General features: G+C 34.4%; 19 protein-coding genes and 1 riboswitch. Of the genes, 13 read left to right on the forward strand and 6 right to left on the reverse strand.

Annotated elements, in window-relative coordinates; all coding sequences use genetic code 11:
• The first annotated feature begins 45 nt into the window (after nucleotides 1-45).
• Nucleotides 46-1554 (forward strand): DUF1846 domain-containing protein, encoded by a 1509-nt coding sequence (locus tag BLS22_RS09210; RefSeq protein ID WP_090553453.1) that lies wholly within the window; start codon nucleotides 46-48, stop codon nucleotides 1552-1554.
• A gap of 202 nt (nucleotides 1555-1756) precedes the next feature.
• Entirely contained in the window at nucleotides 1757-2779 is a 1023-nt protein-coding gene (locus tag BLS22_RS09215) for a nucleoid-associated protein (protein ID WP_090553454.1), read from the forward strand.
• Nucleotides 2780-2914: 135 nt separating this feature from the next.
• On the opposite strand, the gene BLS22_RS15630 is transcribed toward BLS22_RS09215, so the two are convergent.
• Together BLS22_RS15630 and BLS22_RS09225 are read right to left on the reverse strand one after the other, a co-directional pair.
• The gene (locus BLS22_RS15630; protein ID WP_244269516.1) at nucleotides 2915-3058 is read right to left on the reverse strand and encodes an energy-coupling factor ABC transporter permease; all 144 of its coding nucleotides are present in this window, start codon (nucleotides 3056-3058) and stop codon (nucleotides 2915-2917) included.
• Nucleotides 3059-3392: 334 nt separating this feature from the next.
• Nucleotides 3393-3571, reverse strand: a riboswitch (cobalamin riboswitch).
• A 78-nt stretch (nucleotides 3572-3649) separates the two neighbouring features.
• On the reverse strand, nucleotides 3650-4570 hold the full coding sequence (locus tag BLS22_RS09225; protein WP_090553455.1) for a LysR family transcriptional regulator: 921 nt from the start codon (nucleotides 4568-4570) through the stop codon (nucleotides 3650-3652).
• Nucleotides 4571-4879: 309 nt separating this feature from the next.
• Between BLS22_RS09225 and buk the strand changes: the two genes are divergently transcribed.
• From buk to BLS22_RS09270, 9 genes are all read left to right on the forward strand, one after another.
• On the forward strand, nucleotides 4880-5956 hold the full coding sequence (gene buk / locus BLS22_RS09230; protein WP_090553456.1) for a butyrate kinase: 1077 nt from the start codon (nucleotides 4880-4882) through the stop codon (nucleotides 5954-5956).
• 28 nt (nucleotides 5957-5984) lie between these two features.
• Entirely contained in the window at nucleotides 5985-6188 is a 204-nt protein-coding gene (locus BLS22_RS09235) for a 4Fe-4S dicluster domain-containing protein (RefSeq protein ID WP_176762121.1), read from the forward strand.
• Nucleotides 6189-6215: 27 nt separating this feature from the next.
• Nucleotides 6216-7286 (forward strand): 3-methyl-2-oxobutanoate dehydrogenase subunit VorB, encoded by a 1071-nt coding sequence (vorB, locus tag BLS22_RS09240; RefSeq protein ID WP_090553458.1) that lies wholly within the window; start codon nucleotides 6216-6218, stop codon nucleotides 7284-7286.
• Between the two features lie 3 nt (nucleotides 7287-7289).
• Nucleotides 7290-8042 (forward strand): thiamine pyrophosphate-dependent enzyme, encoded by a 753-nt coding sequence (locus BLS22_RS09245; protein ID WP_090553459.1) that lies wholly within the window; start codon nucleotides 7290-7292, stop codon nucleotides 8040-8042.
• Nucleotides 8039-8572: a 2-oxoacid:acceptor oxidoreductase family protein gene (locus BLS22_RS09250; RefSeq protein WP_090553460.1), complete on the forward strand. Its 534-nt coding sequence runs from the start codon at nucleotides 8039-8041 to the stop codon at nucleotides 8570-8572. Before BLS22_RS09245 ends, BLS22_RS09250 begins: the two co-directional genes overlap by 4 nt.
• A 444-nt stretch (nucleotides 8573-9016) precedes the next feature.
• Nucleotides 9017-10678 (forward strand): sigma-54 interaction domain-containing protein, encoded by a 1662-nt coding sequence (locus BLS22_RS09255; RefSeq protein WP_090553461.1) that lies wholly within the window; start codon nucleotides 9017-9019, stop codon nucleotides 10676-10678.
• 416 nt (nucleotides 10679-11094) lie between these two features.
• Entirely contained in the window at nucleotides 11095-12645 is a 1551-nt protein-coding gene (locus BLS22_RS09260; protein ID WP_090553462.1) for a BCCT family transporter, read from the forward strand.
• A 130-nt stretch (nucleotides 12646-12775) separates the two neighbouring features.
• Nucleotides 12776-14326 (forward strand): HAL/PAL/TAL family ammonia-lyase, encoded by a 1551-nt coding sequence (locus tag BLS22_RS09265; RefSeq protein WP_330386498.1) that lies wholly within the window; start codon nucleotides 12776-12778, stop codon nucleotides 14324-14326.
• A 3-nt stretch (nucleotides 14327-14329) separates the two neighbouring features.
• A complete protein-coding gene (locus BLS22_RS09270) occupies nucleotides 14330-14578 on the forward strand; it encodes a hypothetical protein (protein WP_090553463.1) in 249 nt (82 codons plus the stop codon).
• A 145-nt stretch (nucleotides 14579-14723) separates the two neighbouring features.
• Here BLS22_RS09270 and BLS22_RS09275 read toward each other — a convergent pair whose 3' ends face one another.
• Complete coding sequence (locus BLS22_RS09275) at nucleotides 14724-15020, reverse strand: DUF1292 domain-containing protein (protein WP_244269518.1); 297 nt, start codon at nucleotides 15018-15020, stop codon at nucleotides 14724-14726.
• Between the two features lie 135 nt (nucleotides 15021-15155).
• Complete coding sequence (locus BLS22_RS09280; RefSeq protein ID WP_090553464.1) at nucleotides 15156-16340, reverse strand: RtcB family protein; 1185 nt, start codon at nucleotides 16338-16340, stop codon at nucleotides 15156-15158.
• A 455-nt stretch (nucleotides 16341-16795) separates the two neighbouring features.
• Between BLS22_RS09280 and BLS22_RS09285 the strand changes: the two genes are divergently transcribed.
• Both BLS22_RS09285 and BLS22_RS09290 read left to right on the forward strand, forming a co-directional pair.
• On the forward strand, nucleotides 16796-18226 hold the full coding sequence (locus tag BLS22_RS09285; RefSeq protein WP_090553465.1) for a DEAD/DEAH box helicase: 1431 nt from the start codon (nucleotides 16796-16798) through the stop codon (nucleotides 18224-18226).
• A gap of 492 nt (nucleotides 18227-18718) precedes the next feature.
• Entirely contained in the window at nucleotides 18719-19513 is a 795-nt protein-coding gene (locus BLS22_RS09290) for a PIG-L family deacetylase (protein ID WP_090553466.1), read from the forward strand.
• A gap of 236 nt (nucleotides 19514-19749) precedes the next feature.
• On the opposite strand, the gene BLS22_RS15570 is transcribed toward BLS22_RS09290, so the two are convergent.
• Both BLS22_RS15570 and BLS22_RS09300 read right to left on the reverse strand, forming a co-directional pair.
• Complete coding sequence (locus BLS22_RS15570; protein ID WP_208974688.1) at nucleotides 19750-20460, reverse strand: M15 family metallopeptidase; 711 nt, start codon at nucleotides 20458-20460, stop codon at nucleotides 19750-19752.
• Nucleotides 20461-20755: 295 nt separating this feature from the next.
• Complete coding sequence (locus BLS22_RS09300) at nucleotides 20756-22345, reverse strand: ABC-F family ATP-binding cassette domain-containing protein (RefSeq protein ID WP_090553467.1); 1590 nt, start codon at nucleotides 22343-22345, stop codon at nucleotides 20756-20758.
• Nucleotides 22346-22394: the final 49 nt, after the last annotated feature.

The following is a 22394-nucleotide window of genomic DNA, read 5'->3' on the forward strand; positions in this document are numbered from 1 at the left end:
AATAATATAATTATTTAATTACTTTTATAAAGCGAGGAATAGAAAATGAAAATAGGGTTTGATCATGAGAAGTATTTAGAAGAACAATCAAAGTATATTTTAGAACGAGTTAATAATTTTGAAAAGTTATACCTAGAATTTGGCGGTAAGCTGTTATTTGATCTACATGCGAAAAGGGTTTTACCTGGCTTTGATGCAAATGCCAAAGTTGAACTGTTGTGTAAATTGAAAGAAAAGGTTGAAGTTATTATTTGTGTATATGCAGGAGATATCGAAAGAAACAAGATAAGGGGTGATTTTGGTATCACCTACGATATGGATACATTGCGGTTAATTGATGATTTAAGGGAATATGATCTTGATGTAAATAGTGTTGTGATAACAAGATATGAGGGACAACCTGCTACAACAGTTTTTATCAATAAACTTGAGCGTAGAGGTATCAAAGTATATATTCATAAGGCTACAAAAGGGTATCCTACAGATGTAGATACAATTGTAAGTGACGAGGGATATGGTAAGAATCCATATATTGAGACAACAAAACCTATAGTTGTTGTGACGGCCCCAGGACCAGGAAGCGGTAAACAAGCTACTTGTTTTAGTCAGCTTTATCATGAATATAAACAAGGAAGAGTGGCAGGTTATTCAAAGTTTGAAACATTTCCTGTATGGAATGTTCCTTTAAAGCACCCTTTAAATATAGCCTATGAAGCAGCAACAGTGGATCTTAAAGATGTAAATATGATTGATTCATTCCATTTTGATGCCTATAATCAAATAGCTGTAAATTATAATCGTGATATTGAAACATTTCCTGTACTTAGAAGGATTATAGAAAAGATAACAGGGGAAGAGTGTGTTTATAAATCTCCAACGGATATGGGGGTTAATAGAATAGGTTTTGGCATAATTGATGATGAGGTTGTCAAAGAGGCAGCTAACCAAGAAATTATTAGAAGATACTTTAAAACAGAATGTGAGTACAAAAAAGGGTATGTAGATAAAGAAGTCTTTGAAAGAGTAAAGCTTATAATGGAGGAGCTAAATTTAAAAGAAGAAGACAGGAAGGTTGTTGTTCCTGCAAGAGAACGTGCAACTAGATTAAAAGAAGAGTGCAATAAAACCGAAGTCTGTTCTGCTGTAGCCCTAGAACTTAATGATGGGAAAATACTCACTGGTAAAAGATCTGATGTAATGGATGCACCAGCGGCTGTAATTTTAAATGCTGTAAAATATTTTGCTAATATATCCGATGAAATTCATCTCATTTCTCCAGTTATACTTGAACCCATTAGAAGTTTAAAGTCTAAAACATTAGGTGGTAAAAGCACAGCTTTAAATTGCGAAGAAATATTGATTGCTCTGAGTATATGTGCCGCTACAAATCCAACAGCCCAAGTAGCTATGGAAAAGCTATCAATGTTAAAGGGATGCCAAGCTCATGCAACAACAATTCTAAGTAGAAGTGATGAGCAGGTTTTTAGAGAACTTGGAATAGATTTAACATCTGACCCTGAATACCCTTCTGAAAGTCTTTATTATAACGATTAACTTAAAAGCCGCATTATAGGCGGCTTTTAAAAGTTTCTTCCCTATTTTCTTTCTCGTTTTCACAAAACACATTTTAATAAAACCAAGTTCCTTTATCCTACTAATCATATTGTTATAATGATTAAAGCAAAAGCACTTTTATCAATCGATTCTATGAACAAAATACAAAAAGAATATTAATTTAGTCAAGGGAGGTAATGACATGCAGGAAGAGTCTCCTATAGTAATAGTCAGGGCAATTCTACATATCCTAGATAATAGTGTGCAAATCCCTATTATTTCAACAAAAGAAATAGAATTAGAAGAAGATATAATTAAATTTCTTGAAAATCATATCTCAAAAGTAATAAATAGTGGGCAAGTTAAGGAAGGAATTTTTGAAAATACAGATAATACTATTTATAAGCTATGTGAAAAAATAGCATCTAATTCTGAGGAGTTTACTTCCATTACTGCAGAATTAGCCACCAATCTATTTGAAATCATGACAAAAAATCCTGATATATCTCCAGGAGATGTTGTGTTTTGTGTTTTTCAACAGGACAATAGTAGTTATATGGCAATAATGAAATTTAATTACAAATCAAGCTATATACATTATGTGATGAGCACTGATGAAGGAAACGTAAATAAGTTAATTAAACAAACTACTACGTTGCCCAGTTATGCACAAAAACTAGATGAGTGTATAATAATTTCTTTATCAGATTATCACATAAAATTATTAGAAAAACAATATGAGATTAATGGAGATAAGGATTTCTATTTATCCAAATTATTTATGAAGTGTACATTTGATCTATCTAATGATGAAAAATTTAAAATACTTACTAAAGTAACTAAGAAATTGAACAAAAAATATTTTGACGAGGATTTTAAGAAAACAGCAAAATTACACGAAGCTTTAGCCGATAGCATGGGGGAATGTGATGAAATTCAAATAAGTAATATTGCTGCTGAAGTCTTTCAAGGTAATCATGAAATACAAAATGAATATATTGATGAGATAAAGAAAGAAGGTTTAAAGGAAAATATCGTAAACCTACAACCATCAAATGTAGTAAATAAAAAACTTAAAACCCATAGGCTAAAGACCGACAGTGGCATTGAAATTAATTTACCTTCTGGCTATTATAATAATAATGATGTTGTTGAGTTCATAAACAATCCAGATGGAACAATTTCTATATTAATAAAAAATATTACTAAAATACATAACAAATAAAGCTGTAGATATCCTATATACCTAGATGGAGAGTATAGGATGTCTACAGCTTTTTTTACATGTGTTTAAAATGCAAAGGATAGAATATTAAGAGGCTTTAGCATGTTTGCGCCTAAAGCAGTTAAGCCACCATGTTTAAAAAACAGACTGTAATAAAAGACCTATAAAGACAGCAATAGTATTACGCTTCCCTACAATAATTCCCAGCAATCCACCTAATAAGGGATGAATTGAACTTGGAGCAACCGGGATGCTGATTAAAGAAAAAGCTGCTGTCATAAGATTAATAGAATTAAAATTTTACTTCAGGTGCAGTTCTGCACCTGAAGTAAAGTAATCAATCTCCAGCAAAATAATAGGGGAGCAAATGGCTTATTTTGCTTTTATTTTGCTGAAGGGGGCGACGATTAATGTCGAGCACATACAGGATATCTCTGATTTTGATGTAATTCCTTAAATAAAGTGAAATTAAAAAAAAACCTAGACTTAAAGGCATAGGTTATTAGGATAAAAACTTGTCAAGTTATTTGAACAGCTATGACTTATAACAAACTAAGTTTAGTTGGTTATAGTCATGACAATTAATCCCAAATCCATACACCGTGAATTTGTATGTGGCGTAGTTATACAAGTAGGTATCCTGGCTTAGGATCATTGCTGTTTTACGCCTTCCCAGATAATATCCAGTGGCATATATGTAAAGCAGCTCCCCATTACAGTGGCGGGACCGCGTTGGATTTGCACCAAACTTCCCTTTAAATTCATAAATGAACTTGTTTAACACTATATTCAATTTGCTTAAAGTATAACATGCTATAGAAACAAAAGCAACCCAAAATTTAGGATATGTACATCATAATAGGAGTACTATTATGATGTAATGGTTGAAAAATCTTTATAATATTGAGATTTTACAAACTCTAGTTCCTTAAGAAATAAAGGAATTGAAGGATTTTCATTGGCTTTTTTCCAAGCAACCACCAACTCATACTCAATCTTTTCACCTTCGATGTCAATAAAACGAAGACTAGGACTTGAATGGAGTTTAAGACTCTTTGGTAGAATGGCTATCCCCATACCTGAGTCCACCAATAATAATACAGTGTTAAGAAGTTTAGGTTCACTAACTATGTTTGGAGCAAAACCATTATTTGAACAAATCATGAGCGTTTGATTAAAACCTTGAGGTGATTCTTTTCTATGAAGGGCAATAAAACGTTCATCCCTTAAATCACCAACATGTATACTAGTTTTATTTGCAAGGGGATGCTCACAATGCATTACTATTGAGAGGGTTTCAGTGAAAATCCTGTTTTTTTCTAGGCCTCCAATATTATCTAGACTAAATGCAAAGGTAAAACCAATGTCTAATTCATCATTATTTAAGGATTCTATCAGCATACCATGATTAAATTGGTTTAAATGTAAGTTTATCTTTGGATAATTTCTACGGAATTGTCTAATTAAATGGGGTAAAAAGTTCTTTTCGGTATAACCTAGAAAACCAAGATTTAAATTACCGATTATACCTAATTCTGCTTGACGAGTTTTTTCCATTGCTTCTACAGACTTGTTTACAAGGCTAATAGCTTCCTTTAAAAGTACAGCTCCAGCATTGGTCAGTTTTACTGAACGTTTATTTCGAATGAATAACTGTACACCTATTTTTTTCTCCAAATCTGCAATTTGTTGACTTACAGCGGATTGTGCTACAAATAGCTGTTTAGCTGCTTCGGTAAAATTTAAGTTTTCTGCAACAGCAATGAAATAGCGTAATTGTCGGATATCCATAATTATCCCCCCCTCATTTTTTATGCAGAATAAGTTATATACCAAAATAATAACATGTACCTCTATGATTATCAATATAAATCACTTTGACTTATCACTGATATACAATTATGATATTTCACAATGAAGTTAATATTCTGTATTCTAATATTAGGAATAAATTTTATTATTTCTAATTTTTGTTGAAATCAATAGAGTATTCCTTGAACATCAATAATTATAAAATTTTAGTATAGAGTATTATTTAAATAAAATTTCACTTATAAATAAAAACCTTATCAATAACTAATTTATAAAGGAGGTATCTCTATGTCATGTTCAAAAAACAGGATATTAGCAATTAATCCTGGTGCAACTTCAACTAAAATAGCTATATATGAAGAAGAGACCCTATTATTTAAAAAAATTGTAGAGCATTCAGTAAAGGATTTAAAAGAGTTTTCCAGTATATTTGGTCAATATGAATATCGCCTAAATTTAGTGCTAGAAGCCCTTAAAGAGGAAAGTACTGAACTTAACACCTTAACTGCAATAGTAGGGCGTGGGGGATTGCTTAAACCATTGCTGGGGGGAACTTATGGAGTCAATGAAAAGATGGTGGATGACTTAAAAAGGGCAGAGCAAGGGGAACATGCTTCAAACTTAGGGGCTGTTATGGCTTGGAATTTAGCTAATCAATTAAACATTCCAGCCTTTATCGTAGATCCTGTTTCTGTTGATGAAATGGAGCCAGTAGCAAGAATTTCTGGGCTGTCGGATTTAAGAAGAATCAGCTTATCCCATGCTTTAAATATGAAGGCTGTTGCCCGTAAGGTAGCTAAAGAAATGGATAAAAAATATGAAGAAGTAAACTTTGTGGTGGCCCATTTAGGAACAGGGGTTTCCGTAACACCCCATAAAAAAGGAAAGATGATAGATGTAAACAATGCCATGGCTGAAGGTCCCTTTTCTCCAGATCGATGTGGGGGACTGCCAGCAGATCAACTAGTGAAGCTATGTTTCTCAGGAAAGTATACCTATGAAGAATTAAAAGAAAAACTGATTAGAAAGGGAGGTCTTTATTCTTACTTCGGTACGATGGATGTCCGTGAGGTAGAGGCTCTGGCTGAAAAAGGCAATGAAGAGGCGAATATTGTGTTGGATGCCTTAGCATATCAGGTTGCAAAGGAAATAGGTGCTATGGCGGCGGTATTAATGGGAGAGGTGGATAGAATCATCTTAACCGGAGGCATTGCTTACTCTCAGAGAATTGTGAATGATATTATAAAACGTGTTAAGTTTATAGCTCCTATAGAAGTTGTTGCTGGGGAGAAAGAATTGCAATCCTTAGCCTTAGGTGCCTTAAGGGTCATTAGGGGGGAAGAGGAAGCCTCATTGTATAGTTAATATAAGGATAAATAAAGGAGGGATTAGCTTGGAAAAGATAAAGGTATTAACTGAGTATTGCAAGAGTTGTAGTCTCTGTATTGATGTTTGTCCTAAAAAAATTTTAGCTATTGGAAATAAAACGAATAAAAAGGGGTATTTTATAGTTATTTGCAATGACCAAGAAAAATGTATAAGCTGTGCTTTATGCGCAACTGTTTGTCCGGATGTAGCAATAGAGGTTTATAAATAAAAGTGGGGAAAGGAGCTGAAATATTTAATGGAAAGAGTGCTAATGAAGGGGAATGAAATCATTGGTGAAGCTGCTATTCGTTCAGGTTGCAAATTGTTTTTTGGATATCCTATCACACCTTCAACAGAAGTTATAGAATATTTATCTAAGCATCTACCACCAAAGGGTGGTACAGTATTACAGGCAGAGGATGAGATTGGCGCCATCAACATGTGCTATGGTGCTGCCTGTACAGGCTCTAGGGTTATGACAGCATCTTCTAGCCCAGGAGTCAGCTTAAAGCAAGAAGGACTTTCCTACAGTGCAGCTGTAGAGCTTCCTATGGTGATTGTCAACATCAACCGATGTGGTCCAGGATTAGGAGGGTTGGGTCCAGCTCAATCCGATTATTTCCAGGCTGTAAAGGGTGGTGGACACGGTGATTATCGATTAATTGTCTTAGCACCTTCTACAGCCCAAGAGCTTTATGATTTTACCATGAAGGCCTTTGATTTAGCTGATCAATATCGTAATCCAGTAATGATTTTAGCAGACGGATTTTTAGGTCAAACAATGGAGCCAGTTGTTTTAAAAAACAGACCCGAAATCCCTGAATTTGATAGAAGTTGGGTAGTTGATGGGGCCAAAGGTAGAAAAAAACGCATATTAGCAAGCTACTCCCTAACCAATGAAATTGGTGAAGCCAACAATCTCCGTTGGGAGGCCAAGTATAACAATATACAAGAGCAACAACAACACTGGGAAGAATTCTATGCAGAAGACGCAGAATATTTACTAGTAAGCTACGGAACTACTGGTAGGATATGTAAGAGTACTGTTATCAATGCTAGAAAAAAAGGAATCAAACTAGGTTTAATCCGTCCCATTACTTTATGGCCCTATCCTGAAAAGGCATTTACTCCTTATAAAGACAAAGTAAAAGGAATTGTAACTGTGGAGTTAAACACAGGACAGATGATTGAAGATGTAAAGCTTGCTGTTGATTGCAAAATGCCGGTTCATCTTTATAGAAGACAGGGCGGTATGCTGCCAACAGAGGATGAAATATTAGATTTTGTTGAAGAACAATTTAGTTTACTAGCAGTGGAGGGGGTGTAAACCATGGAAAAAGTGTTTACTAGAAGTAAAGGTTTGACAGAGGTTCCTTTTTCCTTCTGTCCAGGATGTACCCACGGAACGATTATGAGATTAATAGCTGAGGTACTTGAAGAGTTAGATATTATTGAAGATACAATTGGGATTTCTCCTGTAGGTTGTGCAGGATTTTGTCAAGATTTTTTCAGCTGTGACTTTGTAGGCGCTCCCCATGGTAGAGCCCAAGCCGTAGGAATAGGGGTAAAAAGAGCCCTACCAGAAAGAACAGTATTCACTTATCAGGGGGACGGTGATATTGCAGCCATTGGAACACAACATGCTATTCATGCTGCAGCTAGAGGTGAAAAAATCACATCCATCATGGTTAACAATGCCATCTATGGGATGACGGGAGGACAAATGGCCCCTACTACACTAGAGGGGATGAAGACATCCACCAGTCCTTATGGTAGGGATCATATTCTTGATGGAGCACCTATGGACTTTCCTAAGGTCATTGCAAATCTTCAAGGTGCGGTATATGTAGCTTCTGTTTCTGTAGATTCACCAAAAAACATTAAAAAGGCAAAGGAAGCCATTAAAAAGGCATTTAAGGTTCAGCAGGCGGGTCTTGGATTTGCTCTAGTCAGCGTATTGTCCACCTGTCCCACCAATTGGAATATGACACCTGTAGATAGTTTAAAATGGTTAAGAGAAAATATGATGCCTATTTATGAAATGGGTGAAATAAAGGTAACAAAGGAGGTTGAAGCCCTATGATGGATAGAGTAATATTTGCTGGGTTTGGTGGCCAAGGTGTAATGTTTTTAGGTAAGGTTTTAGCCTACGCAGGAATGGGAGCAGATTTAGAACTTTGTTGGATTCCCTCCTATGGACCTGAGATGCGCGGTGGTACTGCCAATTGTTCGGTAATATTATCAGATGAAGAAATTTATTCTCCTGTTATTGATTATGCCGATGGTGCTATTGTATTAAATAAGCCAGCCTATGATAAATTTTCTCCTAGGATTAAGCCGGGGGGTGTATTAGTGGTGAATACATCTTTAGCCGAGCTAGAGGAGGTTAGGGATGATATAACTATCATTAAGATACCAGCTACAGACATTGCAAATGAAATTGGCAATTCAAATATTGCCAATATGGTGTGTTTAGGAGCACTACTACCCCATTTAAAATTAGTTGACTTAGAAAAGATACAAAAAGCTATGGAGAATTTAACCCATAAAAGACCGGAGTTATTTAAAAGTAATCTAACAGCTATCCATAAAGGAATATCTCATACCCAATAAAAAACAGAATATGTTTACAATTTATTTTCAGTGGTTTTACAAAAATCAAACAAAGACATATTCAGTGTAGATATGGATTTAATATAAGTAACAGGACTAAAATTATTTTACATTAAACAACATAAGAGAGATTGAATCCTAGAATAATTTCCAAATGAAAATATATTGCAAAATATGATAACATTCTGCATAGAGTTGTTGAACTATGCAGAATGTTTTTTTGTCTACTTTAACAGATAGAGATGCTTTAAGAAGCAGTGGAGTTGTTATTATAGGACATTTCCAACAGATAATTGATAAAATTATTATGTTGCAGATGAAATAAGTAAGTCTGACTAAGGAATTTTAGTTATTATTACAAAAAAACAGAGCCGAACAACAAAAAAAATGTCGAAATTTTATGCTATAATAGAAGGTAAAGTAAATTAAGTAGGGGTGTGTGGAATGGCTATAGTTGATATCATATTAAAAGTGGACCACGAGCTTCGATTAAAGGAAATAATTTATATGGGAGAAAGTAAGAAATGGTTTAGTGATAAAACTTTGTATAGAGCAATTGGGGAGAAGCTTGATTATATTATAGGTACTTCCATTACATCTGACGGTGGAATTATAGAAATTGAAAATAAATTTTTTAAATATCAGTGGATAGAAGAAAAAAATGGAGGGACTTTATATTTAAGTCGTGATGGAGTGTTGCTTGATCTCTATGAACAAACTATAAAACAAGTGGCTGAAGGAATTCAGATTTTTGATAAAAATGGCTATTTTATATATGGCAATCCAGCAAGTGAAAAATTAGAACAATACAAAAATGAGGATTTTAAAGGTAAGCATGTATTAGAGCTTTATGATCTTAGGGAAGAATATAGTACAATTTTAACGGTTTTAAGAACCCAAAATCCTGTTGCTAGTCGTTGTGATCGTTTTAAGGTAAAGAATGGAAAGACACTAACAACTATAAACTCAGGGTATCCCCTAAAGATAAAAGACAGAATTTACGGGGCTGTTGTTTTTGAAAGTGATTTATCGGTATTAAAACAGATTAAGAAACGTACATTTAACCTAGAGAATTATGTAGAAAGCAATCAGTCTCCATCAGATGATTCTCTGTACACCTTTGACGATATTGTCCACACCTCTAAGGGTATGAAGGATATTATTTATTTCGGTAAAAAGGTTTCATTAACAGATTCTAGTGTTCTCGTTGTGGGAGCAACTGGAACTGGCAAAGAACTGATTGCCCAAAGTATACACTCCTTTAGTCCCAGAAGACATAAGCCTTTTATAGATGTGAATTGTGGTGCAGTGCCCTATAACCTATTTGAAAGTATGTTTTTTGGAACAGAAAAAGGTGCCTTTACTGGAAGTGTTACGAAGAAGGGTTTCTTTGAAATGGCAGATGGAGGAACAATTTTCCTAGATGAGATCAATTCTATTAGTATGGAAATGCAGGCTAAATTATTGCGAGTACTACAGGAAAAACGTTTTCAACGAATTGGTGGTACTAAGTACATTCAATGCGATGTTAGGATTATTGCTGCTTCAAATGAAGATTTTTTTCAGTTGATGGAGGAACAAAAAGTTAGGCAAGATTTTTATTATAGAATTTCTACAATTAAAATCAATATACCTCCCTTGCAAGAAAGAAGAGAGGATATACCAATTTTAGCAGAATATTTTTTAAAGAACCTGTGCAATCAGTATAATAGGAGAGAAATTATTATTGCACCTCAGGCATTGACTGCGTTACTGGAATATAGTTGGCCAGGAAATGTAAGGGAGCTTCAGCATGTGATAGAATACGGATTTAATCGAGCTTCAGAAGAAACAGAAATCCTAGAATTTCAACACCTGCCAGACTATATTCAATCCTCTAAAAGCTATACCCATAAAACAGCTCAGTTGCCTAAGGAGTTTGTTTCAGAAGTCACTGATACAAATCCAAAGAACTTTCAAGAACAGATGGAACTGTATGAACGAAGGATTATAATAGATAGTCTTATATTATATAAAGGAAACATTACACAAAGTGCAAAAACACTAGGTATGAGCAGACAAAGTCTACAGTATAGGATGAAAAAACTAGGGATTTCTAACATGTAACGCCAAAAAAATTTGCTATAGAGCCAAATTTTTTGGCGTTATCTTTATCGTTAAAAAGCCTTAAGTTTAGCAGAAGTTCAAAAAAATAGCAAAAAAATTTTGCACATTTGAAAATTAAATGTTTAAAAATTTCAAACTACATTGACAGATAAAAAATAAGATTAGGAGCTAAAAGACTAAAATTTCAATAATAACACTACAATATATTCTACATCTAAATAAATGGCATGAAATTTGCAATAAATAGTCTTCAACTTGCATTATTTTATGGGAGGAACTTTAAGTTTCATGACTAGCAGAGCTAGGATATGATATATTATTCCTCATAAATAGCTTAAAGACAGGAGGTGTAGATAATAGATAATGTAAGGGAATTTACTTTGAAGTTAATTTATACAGCATAAGGAGGAGATGAAATGGTAGAAAAAAGCGTAGCAAAACACAAAATTCGAAATGGAGTATTCCTACCATCTTTTTTTGTAGTTGGTGGTGCCGCTCTTTTAGGAATTATTAATAATACTATGTTAACCGAAGTAGCTATGAATACTTTTCTGTTTTCCCTAAGAAGCTTTGGGTGGTTGTATCAAATTATATCAATTGTAGCTTTAGTTCTTGTGACTATCATCACTTTTTCTAAATTAGGCAAGATTCGTTTTGGAGGAGCAGATGCAAAACCCAAATATTCCTTTTTAACTTGGTTTGCAATGGCCTTAACTGGAGGAATTGCTACAGGGGTTATCACCTATGGTGTTAACGAACCATTGATTTATTTTGGCAACATCTACGGGGAGTTGGGGCAAACTGGCATCGAACCCGGTAGTTCCACAGCACTACTTTTTGCTATGGGTCGTTGTTTTTATAACTGGACATTTGTACCCTATGCCATGTATTCCTTATGTGGTCTAATTGTTGCATATATGTACTTTAATCGTAAACAAGCTCTATCTGTAACAGCCACTTTGATACCATTATTTGGAGAAAAAGTTACAAAGGGTATTTGGGCAAACGTTATCGATACTTTAGCTCTTTTAGCCATAGCACTGGGTTTAGCTTCCTCTCTTGGGGCAGGTTTGGCATTAGTAGGCTCTGGTATAGAGATGACCTATGGCATTAAACAAGGCCCAATAGTTTGGTTAATTTTAGTACTTATAATAACAGCAACTTTTATCTTTTCATCATTACTTGGAATCGATAAAGGAATTAAATGGTTTTCAGATTTAAATGCAAAAGTCTTTTATGTTCTTTTAGCACTATTGTTTATTATAGGTCCAGGGTTGTATATCTTTAGAACATCTACAGCCGGGATGGCATATTGGCTTCAAAATTTCTGGATATGGGGTTTAGATCCCATTGATATAGGTGGAGAGGCATTGGTTATGTGGTGGACATTATACGATTGGGCCATATGGATTGCCTATGCACCTCTTATGGGACTGTTTTTAGCAATTATTTCCTACGGAAGAACAATCCGTGAATTCATGGTTATTAACTGGATTCTACCTTCTGTATTTAGCGTTATTTGGTTTGGTGTATTTGGATCCACTGCTCTATATTGGCAGCAAGAAGGGGTGGTAGATTTAATTGGTACAATTTCTCAGCATGGTGCTGTTGCTGGACTATGGGCATTTCTAGCTAATCTACCATTAGGATTTATATTCATACCTGTTGTAATGATAGCATTAATGCTTTCGTTTTCAACGAATGCCGACTCTATGACTAGAACAATTGCTTCTTTATGTACTGAAAATATAAAGCATGATGAGGAGCCTGCTGCTTGGCAGAAGTTGACTTGGGGTCTTACAATTGGTGTTATTTCTTTTGTTATGGTAGCTTATGCTGGTGGGGCCCAGGGGGTTGATGGAGTTAAATACCTAGCTGCTGCTGGAGGTACGGCGGTATTGTTTGTATTTGTGTTGCAGGTAATTTCAGCCTTTAAGATGTTTTTTATAGATAAGATTGAAGAATAATTAATAGATAATTATGAGAAAAGGGGGGATAACCCTCCTTTCTCAACCTCTATTCTATTTATTAAAGACAATTAATATCTAGTATTTTTCAATAAAATCCTTGATGTTCATACAATAGGAGGTGCAAAAATTGCAGAAGAAAAAACACCCAAAAGAAATTAAAAAGGTTATACTAGGAGATCAAATAACCATTGAAGAATTTGTAGCAGTAGCACGATTTGGTGCTGAAGTGGAGTTTTCCGATAAATATATACAGCGACTTAAAAAATCGAGAGCACTGGTGGAAAAGTGGATTAAAGAAGGTCGAATTATGTATGGTATCACTACTGGATTTGGCTCCCTTTGTACAGAAGCTATACCCCAAGAGGAGACACAACAATTACAGAGGAATATTATATTGTCCCATGCTACTTCTGTAGGAGAACCCCTATCTATAGAAGCAGTCCGAGGAACAATGCTGATGATATTACAAAACGGTGGTCAAGGGTTTAGTGGAATTCGTATTGAAACGATGGAACTTTACCGACAATTTTTAAACTGTGGTATTACCCCCTTTGCACCTAAGGAGGGATCTGTAGGCTATCTTTCACCTGAAGCTCATATGGCATTGGTGTTAATTGGAGAAGGAAAGGCATATTTAGACGGTGAATTATTATCTAGCAAAGAAGCCCTGAAGAGAAGGGGACTTGAGACAATTGTTTTAGCTTCTAAAGAAGGCTTAGTATTAACAAATGGGACAACAAGTACTACTGCTATTGGCGCTCTAGCCCTTTATGATATGCTGCAGGCGGCAAAAACTGCAGACGTTATTGGTGGCATGAACCTAGAAGTGATAAAAGGGACAGTACGAGCCCTTGATGATCGTCTAATGGAGATTCGTCCCCATGAAGATCAACGGAATACTGCTGAAAATATAAGAAGAATATTAGATGATTCAGAGATCACAAAGGAATTTAGAAATTATCGACTACAGGATGCATTGTCAATTCGGTGCATACCACAACTTCATGGAGCCGTAAAAAAGACGTTGAAGGATGCTTTAAAAACCATTGAAATAGAAATGAATTCTTGTTGTGACAATCCAATTATCTGGCCAGAAGGAGGGGATGGAGAAGCTATCTCTGGAGGTAACCCTGATTCCTCTTATATAGGCTTAGAGATGGACTCAGCAAGTATCGCTGCTACCATGATAGGAAAAATGTCGGAACGGAGAAATAATCGATTAATTGACAGTAATCTTTCTGGATATCCATCCTTTCTTATTAAAAAGCCGGGACTGAATTCAGGATTGATGATACCCCAATATACACAGGCGGGTTTATTAAATGATATGAAGATATTATCCCACCCAGCAATGGTAGACAGTATCCCAACCTCTAGCAATCAAGAGGATTATGTGGCGATGGGCTATAATGCCTCTAAAAAAGCCAGACAGATTGTAGATAAATTAGAATATATTTTAGCTATTGAACTTTTATCCATATTTCAAGCCCATCAATTTATGGAGAACAATTTGTTAGCAGCCACTGCATGCCAAAGGATTTTAGAAGAAATAGGGAAGACAGTACCTATAATGGAAGACGATATGTATTTGTATCTCCATATTAACACATTAAAGGATTTAATACATTCCGGTAGAATAATTGAATTGGTGGAAGAAGAGGTTGGAAGGCTGGTGTAAAATATGAAAGTAAAAATGGATATTGCTAAAATCTTTTTAACACCTCCATCAACAATGTTTGAACGCATCTCATTATTTCTTATGCTAGTGGTTACTTTTATGGTGTTTTTTGGTCCATTAAGATTTTCAACGATGGAACCCATCGAGGCTGTATTTACAGCGGCAATACCCGCCATGTCCATATCATGGAGCTGGATTGTACTTTTAAGATCTATTTTTAGAAAAAAAGATTTTTCCAAAAAAGCTAACTAGATTTATAGAAAATGTGGAAAGAGCCTGCTTTATCTAATGAAGCTAGGCTCTTTATTTTAAGGGAATAGAGATGCTTGAAGGCTGTAAAGTTGCAAATTCCAATGAAATTACTGTAATTAGAAATCAGAGATGTTCCACATCTGCCTTATGGATGGTTATTTAACTCCAAGAAGGCTTTAGATGCTGTTTCATATTCTTCATCTGTTTCAATATTGCTTAATTGAGGTCCCTCATTCCCTTCTTCAAACCCATATAGGAGGGCAGATTCTGAGTCCTTTGGTAATACAGCAATATAGTTTTTGCCACCAGCCTCAAAGATATTTAGAACATCACATTCCAATTGGGTATTATCCATTAAGGTTAAATAGATTTTCTTTTGCTGGTGATCATGATGTTTATGGCTTTCATGATTACAACCACAGTCATTCATAAAATTTTTCATAGTTATATCCTCCTTTTATTTAATGATTATTATTAAATTATGACCATATATAGGAAAATTTATAAAGATACGATGATTTTTTTATTTTATAAAACAACCTTTGTCTAGCAAAAAGGGTTTTCAAGTTCAGAATAATTATGCCTTAAAGTTATAGATTGGTTTAATAATATGGAGAATATCTACTGTATTTTTAATATTATTAATGATTTCATCCATTGGCTTATAGGCCATGGCTGCTTCATCGATGGTGGATTTTTTTACAGAGGTAGTGTAGATACCCTCCATAGATTCTTTAAATTTCTCTAATGTGATGACTTCCTTTGCTCTTGTACGACTCATTAATCTGCCCGCACCATGGGGCGCTGAACAATTCCAATCAGGGTTACCTTTACCCATACAAATCAAGCTACCATCCCGCATGTTCATTGGGATGATAACCTTTTCTCCCAACTTGGCAGAGATAGCTCCCTTTCTTAATATCATGGTTTCTAAATCAATGTAGTTATGAATAGTTGTAAACTGATCAACTACTGTTACATTCATTCTATTAACAATTTCATCTAAGATAGCTTTTCTGTTATAAACTGCATACTGCTGAACAATTTTCATGTCATGAAGGTAATCATGAAAGCCATCCTTTTGTAAGTAGGCTAATGCTTTATCAACTCCAGATATTTTAAGCTTCTTTAGTTCCTTCTTTATTTCCTTCTCTCGACATTCTGCTTTTAATTTAGTAATTATCTCTTGCTTTATAGCATCAATATTTGCTAACTCCTCATAAGCCCTTTGTTGATAGTATTCTGCTACTTGCTTGCCTAAATTTCTACTTCCGGAATGGACAACAATGTAAATATTACCTTTCTCGTCTTTATTTGCCTCGATAAAGTGATTTCCTCCCCCTAAGGTACCAACACTAAGAACAGCTCTACTAATATCTACATGTTTTTTACATTTTAGGTCCTGGAAACTAATATATTGACTATAGGGATGAGGAGTTTTTCGTATGTTAAACCCAACTGGGATTAAATCATAAATAGTCTTATCTAGGAATTTTAAATTTAATTCTCTTTCTTTGATTTTAATAACCTCTAGACCACAGCCTATATCCACCCCCACTAGATTAGGTACAACTTTATCTTGGATAGTCATGGTGGTACCTATGGTACACCCCTTTCCGGCATGGGTATCGGGCATAACTCTTATTTTGCTATCCTTTACAAATTCTTGATTACATAATTCCTCTATTTGAGCAGCTGTTTCCTTTTCAAGATTGCTAGTAAATACCTTTGCTTCATTATATTTTCCTTTAATTAAAACCATGGGTATTCTCCTTTAAATGATAGGCGCTGTTAATAATAAATGTTGATATTTGAAAAATACAGAGGTGCTGGGGTGCAGTCATCCTCAGTGATAACGAAGGATCTTAGTTTTTAAAGGGGCTAGATCCTTCACTGCCTTCAGGATAACAAGTCTCTAACACTTATACTAAAATCACAATTCAGTCTAAAATCAACAATGAAATTTAACATAGCCAAATGATAAGTATCAGTTGATATAATCCATATTTTATCAGATTTATAGAAAAGTATCTATATCTTAATGACTAAGGAAAAGACATTTGATGAAGCCATGGAAGAAGGAAAGAAAAGGGGGGGGTATTAAGATTGATTAAATAGCTTTCGAATTAATTGCCCTTTAAAATTCATTTATGATAGAATGAATTGAATCATGAAGACAAATACTAAACCAAAACCAAAACAAGAAAGGTAATGAATATGAAAAATACTTTTATGACTTTAGGAATTGATAGAAAACTAGTAGGTATTTTAAATGAAAATGGCATAGTAGAGCCTACCTCTATTCAGCTCCAGACCATACCACTGCTGCTAGAGGGTAGAGATGTCATTGCCCAAGCTCAAACAGGCACAGGTAAAACCTTAGCCTTTGTCCTTCCTATCATGGAAAGGATAGATACGACAAAAGACTTTGTACAGGCTCTAATTATCACCCCTACCCGAGAATTAGCCCTTCAAATTACCCAAGAAGCTAAAAAACTAGCTCCTGCCAAGGATATGAATATCCTAGCGGCCTATGGGGGACAGGATGTAGAGAAACAAATTCATAAGCTAAAGGGTGATATTCATATGGTCATCGGTACACCGGGACGATTGTTAGATCATCTCAGAAGAGGGACCATTGATTTTCGTCAGTTAAAAATATTGGTGCTGGATGAAGCTGATCAAATGCTACATATGGGATTTTTGCAGGAGGTTAAGGAAATTATAGAGCAAACATCCAAAGAAAGACAAACTATGTGCTTTTCTGCCACTATACCAGAGGAGATCCAATCTATAGCTGCTAAGCATATGAAAAAGCCTGCCCGTATAAGAGTTCATAGCAAAAACATAACGTTAGATGAAATAAAACAGATTGTCATTGAAACCACCGATAGAGGTAAGCAGGAGGCATTATTGCAAGCTATCAATGAGTATAATCCATTTATAGCAATGATTTTTTGTCGGACTAAACGTCGTGCAAAAGCTCTAAACGAGGCATTACAAAGTGGTGGGTACAACTCCGATGAATTACATGGTGACTTGAGTCAAGCTAAGCGGGAGAGGGTTATTAAGGCATTGAGGGAGGCAAAAATACAATTTCTAGTAGCAACAGATGTGGCAGCCCGTGGTCTAGATATAGAAGGCATCACCCATGTATTTAATTATGATATCCCTCAGGACAGTGAAAGCTATATCCACAGGATAGGACGAACGGGAAGGGCTGGAGAGACAGGAATGGCCGTTACTTTTGCTACTCCCAAGGACCAAAACGCCTTAAATATTATTGAAAAACAAATCAAAATGAAACTCCCTAGACAAAAGACTTTAAAGGAAAGAATTCTTCAGGATGAGACCCTAGGAGATACTTCTAAAAAGCCTTCTAGAAGAGGTAGAGATGAATTTAAAGGCAACAGAAAAGGCAAAGAATCTACTTTTAAAAACCACAAGGATACAAGGAAGTCAGCAACGAAAGAGTCTGATTTTAAAAAGGATAAAGATACAAGGAAATCAGCAGACAAGAACAGCAAAAGAGATGGAGGATATAAGTCTTCCAAAGAAAAGCATACAAGTAGGGATGGAAAAAATAGGAGTTTTAGTAAGAAGGATTCCCCTGGAAAATTCAGCAACAAAAACAATCGTAAAAGATAGATATAAAGTAGATGCCCGAAATCTTTGATTTCGTGGCAGTCACTTATACAGAGTGCAAATAAAAAGGACTGTCTCAAAATAGAAAGTAATTTTCTAGGGGAGACGGCCCTTTTATGTTTGAATAAAAAAGGGGTTCAAATGAATCCAATAACTATACTATGATTAAAAAATTTAAAATAAGATAGTTCATATTCATTTAAATACAACAAAATCAGTATGTTTCCTGGAATTATATTCTATAAATTATATGCAATATAGTAAATTAATAATCTTATGTTATTATTAGGAACTTTTAGGGGAATAAAACGTCTAATAAGTATATACGAGAAGATTTAAGTTAAGAAAAAACTATTAGTATATTTTTTTTACTTAGTTTAAGTGTAATTATGTTTATAGGACCTTCTTTAAACAATGAAAATCATGGGATTGGGGAAAATTCTATAGATTAATTATCAATATTAATTTAAAACATATTTTGGAAGGATTGTTTAGATGAAAGAAAAGATTTTTAAAGCAATTATACTTGTAAGTATAGTCTTAATATTGGGCTCTGCAGCTTTATCAAATATAAAAGCCTCTGCTAATCAAAATTCAAACGATTCAATTTTTCAATCTAATGTAGTTTTTTATCCTCAGCACCAAGATGATGAAGTATTATGGGCAGGGAGTGCAATAGTTGATGCAATAAAACAGCGTGGAGCAGACCATGTTTATGTTGCTCTTATATCTGATGGCATAGGAGTGAATATATATAAAACAGATGAGGGATTTAAAAATTTAACAAAGGAAGAAAAACAACAATTTAGAAATAATGAATTTAAGAAATCCTTAAAAGCTTTAGGTGTTAAGCCTGAAAATATAATATTTTTAGCAGATAGAGTTATCCATGGAGAAACATACTTTGATGAATTGAAAAAAACAATATTAGATTTTGAAAAAAAGTTTAATGGAGAGGTTACTCAAATAGGTCACCACTACAAATATGATGATCATGCAATGCATAGAAAAGGTGGAGAAATTCTTAAAGAATTAACAGAAAAAGGACAAGTTAAACACGCTATGTTTTTTATAAAACCTTGGTACTCTAAAGAAATACCCAATGAAGATAAATTATATTTTACAGCTGATAACAAAAAAGAGCATGATGTGGTTTTAAATGCATGTATGAGTTATAAGGACATAGATGAATCAAACGGGTTGTATGGAATAGGCTATAAATCTTCTCCTAACTATTTTAAAAATTTACTTAAAGATGACAAACTTACATCAATATTAACGAACCATTAGGGACTGTCTCAAAATAGAAAATAATTTCTAGGGGGAGACGGTCCTTCTATTTTTAGATAAAAAAGTGAGGGTTCAAAATGAACCCACAGATTATTTTACACTACCCTACCTATTTAAAATTCAAAATACTCTTCTAATGTAATTCTGTCATGATATATCTTTTGTGCAACATCTTTTCCTACGTACCTTATATGCCATGGCTCATAATTATAGCCTGTAATATCAATTTTTTCCTTTTAATATCTTATAATAAACCCAAATTTATGAGCATTATCTCTTACCCATTTACCTTCAACAGTGTTTCCAAATTCCTCTGTTAAATCAAACCCAGCACTTTGACTAGATATATCCATTGCTAGTCCTGTTTGATGTTCGCTTTCGCCTGGCCTAGCACTTAGCTTATTAGCTTCTTCTTCCCCAACTCTATTTGCACGATTATTGAAAAGACGCTCTTGTGTACTATAGGACCGATATCCAGAAACTGCATATAAATATATTCCTTCTTCTCTAGCTTGATTAAAAAGCTCTTCCAAGGCACTAGCTCCTTCACGCCTCATATACTTTTTTTCATATTCTCCATCAAATGAAAACTTTACATTAGGAACTACTAAATCAGAAGGCTTGTAATTTGAAGGTAAATATCTTTTCTTATTTACAAGAACTAAAATATCATCAGTATTCTCAATAAGTTTTTTACTATCGCTTCCACTATTTATATTACCTTCTTCAATAACACTATCTTCTTCATTTTTATCAGAAGGAATATCCTTATCTATGCTATCCTCGGTTTTTTCTGGCATGTCTATAGCTGTAACCCTGTCAATATAGATAGATAGCTTATCTGTTAATACAAAGACAACACATATACTTATAGATAATAGCATTATAGTTAAAAGTAGTCGTTTTTTATTTATTCTTCTCCTAGTTTGTTTACCCTTAGCTGTCATAATATCTCATCCTTTAGCATTTATCTAGTGATTAAGTGATGAACATACTATAATTCATGAATAAAATTATAACATATTTGTCGAAATTTGTCGAAAGATAAATGGTAAAAATGAAAAATTCAATTCTTTTTTTAATAATATAAGAATACTTTAAATTGTAAAATTTACTCTTTTGTACTGGAAAAAATAATAAGCTTTTAAAGCAAATTTCAAATTTGGCCATTTGGCAAAAAATAAAAGAGAGACTATCTCTTTCAAAGATTTATTAAATCCTTTTGAGACAGTCTCTTTCTCTTTAATTATTCAGCGTTTCTAAATATTCATCATAGGTCATTTGTTTGTCGATCATACCTGATGGTGTAATGGCAATGATTCTATTGGCTATGGTTTGAATAAATTGATGGTCGTGGGAGGTGAAGAGAAGATTACTCTTATAGTCCCTTAATCCATTGTTCAATGCAGTAATAGATTCAAGGTCTAGATGGTTAGTAGGTTGATCCAGAAGTAAAACATTTGCACTACTTAACATCATCCTTGAAAGCATACATCTTACCCTTTCTCCTCCTGACAAGACCTGAGCTTGTTTTAAGGATTCCTCCCCAGAAAAAAGCATTCGTCCTAAGAAACCACGCAAATAGCTTTCAGACTTCTCCTCAGAAAACTGTCTAAGCCAATCCACTAGATTTAAGTTTACATCATTAAAATACTCTGAGTTATCCTTAGGGAAATAGGCTTTAGTAATAGTAACCCCCCATTTATATTCACCACTGTCTGGCTCCATTTCTCCAGCCAATATTTTAAACAATGTACTATTAACAAGCTCATTGTCACCTACAAAGGCAATTTTATCTCCTTTAGAAACTCTAAAGCTGACATTGTTCAATACCTTTTTGCCATCTATGGTTTTTGTTAGATTTTCTACTGTCAGTATTTCATTTCCTACTTCTCGATTTGGGGTAAAGGCCACATAAGGATATCTTCTAGTAGAGGGTTGAATATCATCTATAGATATTTTCTCTAGAAGCTTTTTACGGGAGGTAGCTTGCTTAGATTTAGAAGCGTTAGCACTAAATCGGGCAATAAATTCCTGTAATTCCTTAATTTTTTCTTCCTTTTTTTTATTTTGATCCTTCATCATTTGTAGGGCTAACTGACTAGACTCATACCAAAAATCATAATTTCCAACATACAGCTTTATCTGGCCGTAGTCAACATCAGTAATATGGGTACAAACCTTATTCAAAAAATGTCTATCGTGGGATACAACAATGACAGTACCATCAAAATTAATTAAAAATTCTTCTAGCCAGTTGATGGATTTAATGTCTAAATGGTTAGTGGGCTCATCTAAAATTAAAATTCCTGGTTTACCAAAAAGGGCTTGGGCCAATAACACCTTTACCTTTTCAGACCCTGAAAGCTCCCTCACCTGCTTATCATGAAGCTCAGTTTTAATTCCTAAGCCCTGAAGAAGAGCCGATGCTTCTGCCTCTGCTTCCCATCCATTCAACTCCGCAAATTCACCCTCTAATTCTGAAGCCTTAATACCATCTTCATCGGTGAATTCTTCCTTTGAATAAATAGCATCTTTTTCCTTCATAATCTCATAAAGTCTTGCGTTACCCATAATAACTGCTTCCAACACCTGATTGTTATCATATTGGTAATGATCCTGCTTTAAAACAGACATACGAATATCACGGGGAATGCTGATATCACCTGTATTGGGATCTACTTCTCCTGATAATATTTTCAAAAATGTACTTTTACCAGCACCATTAGCACCGATAACACCGTAGCAATTACCTGGAGTGAATTTTATATTAACATCTTCAAAAAGTTTTTGTTCACCATATCTTAAGCTTACATTTGTAACTGTAATCACGTCATTACCTTCCTTTATATATATTTTAACAACCTCACCATTATATCAT

The sequence above is a fragment of the Natronincola ferrireducens genome (assembly GCF_900100845.1).
Lineage (GTDB): Bacteria > Bacillota > Clostridia > Peptostreptococcales > Natronincolaceae > Natronincola_B > Natronincola_B ferrireducens.

Excerpts from the sequence above, each read along its gene's own strand:
- BLS22_RS09280 (WP_090553464.1), bottom strand. The coding sequence starts at position 16,340 with ATGGTTTTAATTAAAGGAAAATATAATGAAGCAAAGGTATTTACTAGC.
- BLS22_RS15570 (WP_208974688.1), bottom strand. The coding sequence starts at position 20,460 with ATGACAGCTAAGGGTAAACAAACTAGGAGAAGAATAAATAAAAAACGA.
- buk (WP_090553456.1), top strand. The coding sequence starts at position 4,880 with ATGTCATGTTCAAAAAACAGGATATTAGCAATTAATCCTGGTGCAACT.
- BLS22_RS09285 (WP_090553465.1), top strand. The coding sequence starts at position 16,796 with ATGAAAAATACTTTTATGACTTTAGGAATTGATAGAAAACTAGTAGGT.
- BLS22_RS09250 (WP_090553460.1), top strand. The coding sequence starts at position 8,039 with ATGATGGATAGAGTAATATTTGCTGGGTTTGGTGGCCAAGGTGTAATG.
- vorB (WP_090553458.1), top strand. The coding sequence starts at position 6,216 with ATGGAAAGAGTGCTAATGAAGGGGAATGAAATCATTGGTGAAGCTGCT.
- BLS22_RS09210 (WP_090553453.1), top strand. The coding sequence starts at position 46 with ATGAAAATAGGGTTTGATCATGAGAAGTATTTAGAAGAACAATCAAAG.
- BLS22_RS09260 (WP_090553462.1), top strand. The coding sequence starts at position 11,095 with ATGGTAGAAAAAAGCGTAGCAAAACACAAAATTCGAAATGGAGTATTC.
- BLS22_RS09255 (WP_090553461.1), top strand. The coding sequence starts at position 9,017 with ATGGCTATAGTTGATATCATATTAAAAGTGGACCACGAGCTTCGATTA.
- BLS22_RS09290 (WP_090553466.1), top strand. The coding sequence starts at position 18,719 with ATGAAAGAAAAGATTTTTAAAGCAATTATACTTGTAAGTATAGTCTTA.
- BLS22_RS09215 (WP_090553454.1), top strand. The coding sequence starts at position 1,757 with ATGCAGGAAGAGTCTCCTATAGTAATAGTCAGGGCAATTCTACATATC.
- BLS22_RS09225 (WP_090553455.1), bottom strand. The coding sequence starts at position 4,570 with ATGGATATCCGACAATTACGCTATTTCATTGCTGTTGCAGAAAACTTA.
- BLS22_RS09270 (WP_090553463.1), top strand. The coding sequence starts at position 14,330 with ATGAAAGTAAAAATGGATATTGCTAAAATCTTTTTAACACCTCCATCA.
- BLS22_RS09275 (WP_244269518.1), bottom strand. The coding sequence starts at position 15,020 with ATGAAAAATTTTATGAATGACTGTGGTTGTAATCATGAAAGCCATAAA.
- BLS22_RS15630 (WP_244269516.1), bottom strand. The coding sequence starts at position 3,058 with ATGACAGCAGCTTTTTCTTTAATCAGCATCCCGGTTGCTCCAAGTTCA.
- BLS22_RS09245 (WP_090553459.1), top strand. The coding sequence starts at position 7,290 with ATGGAAAAAGTGTTTACTAGAAGTAAAGGTTTGACAGAGGTTCCTTTT.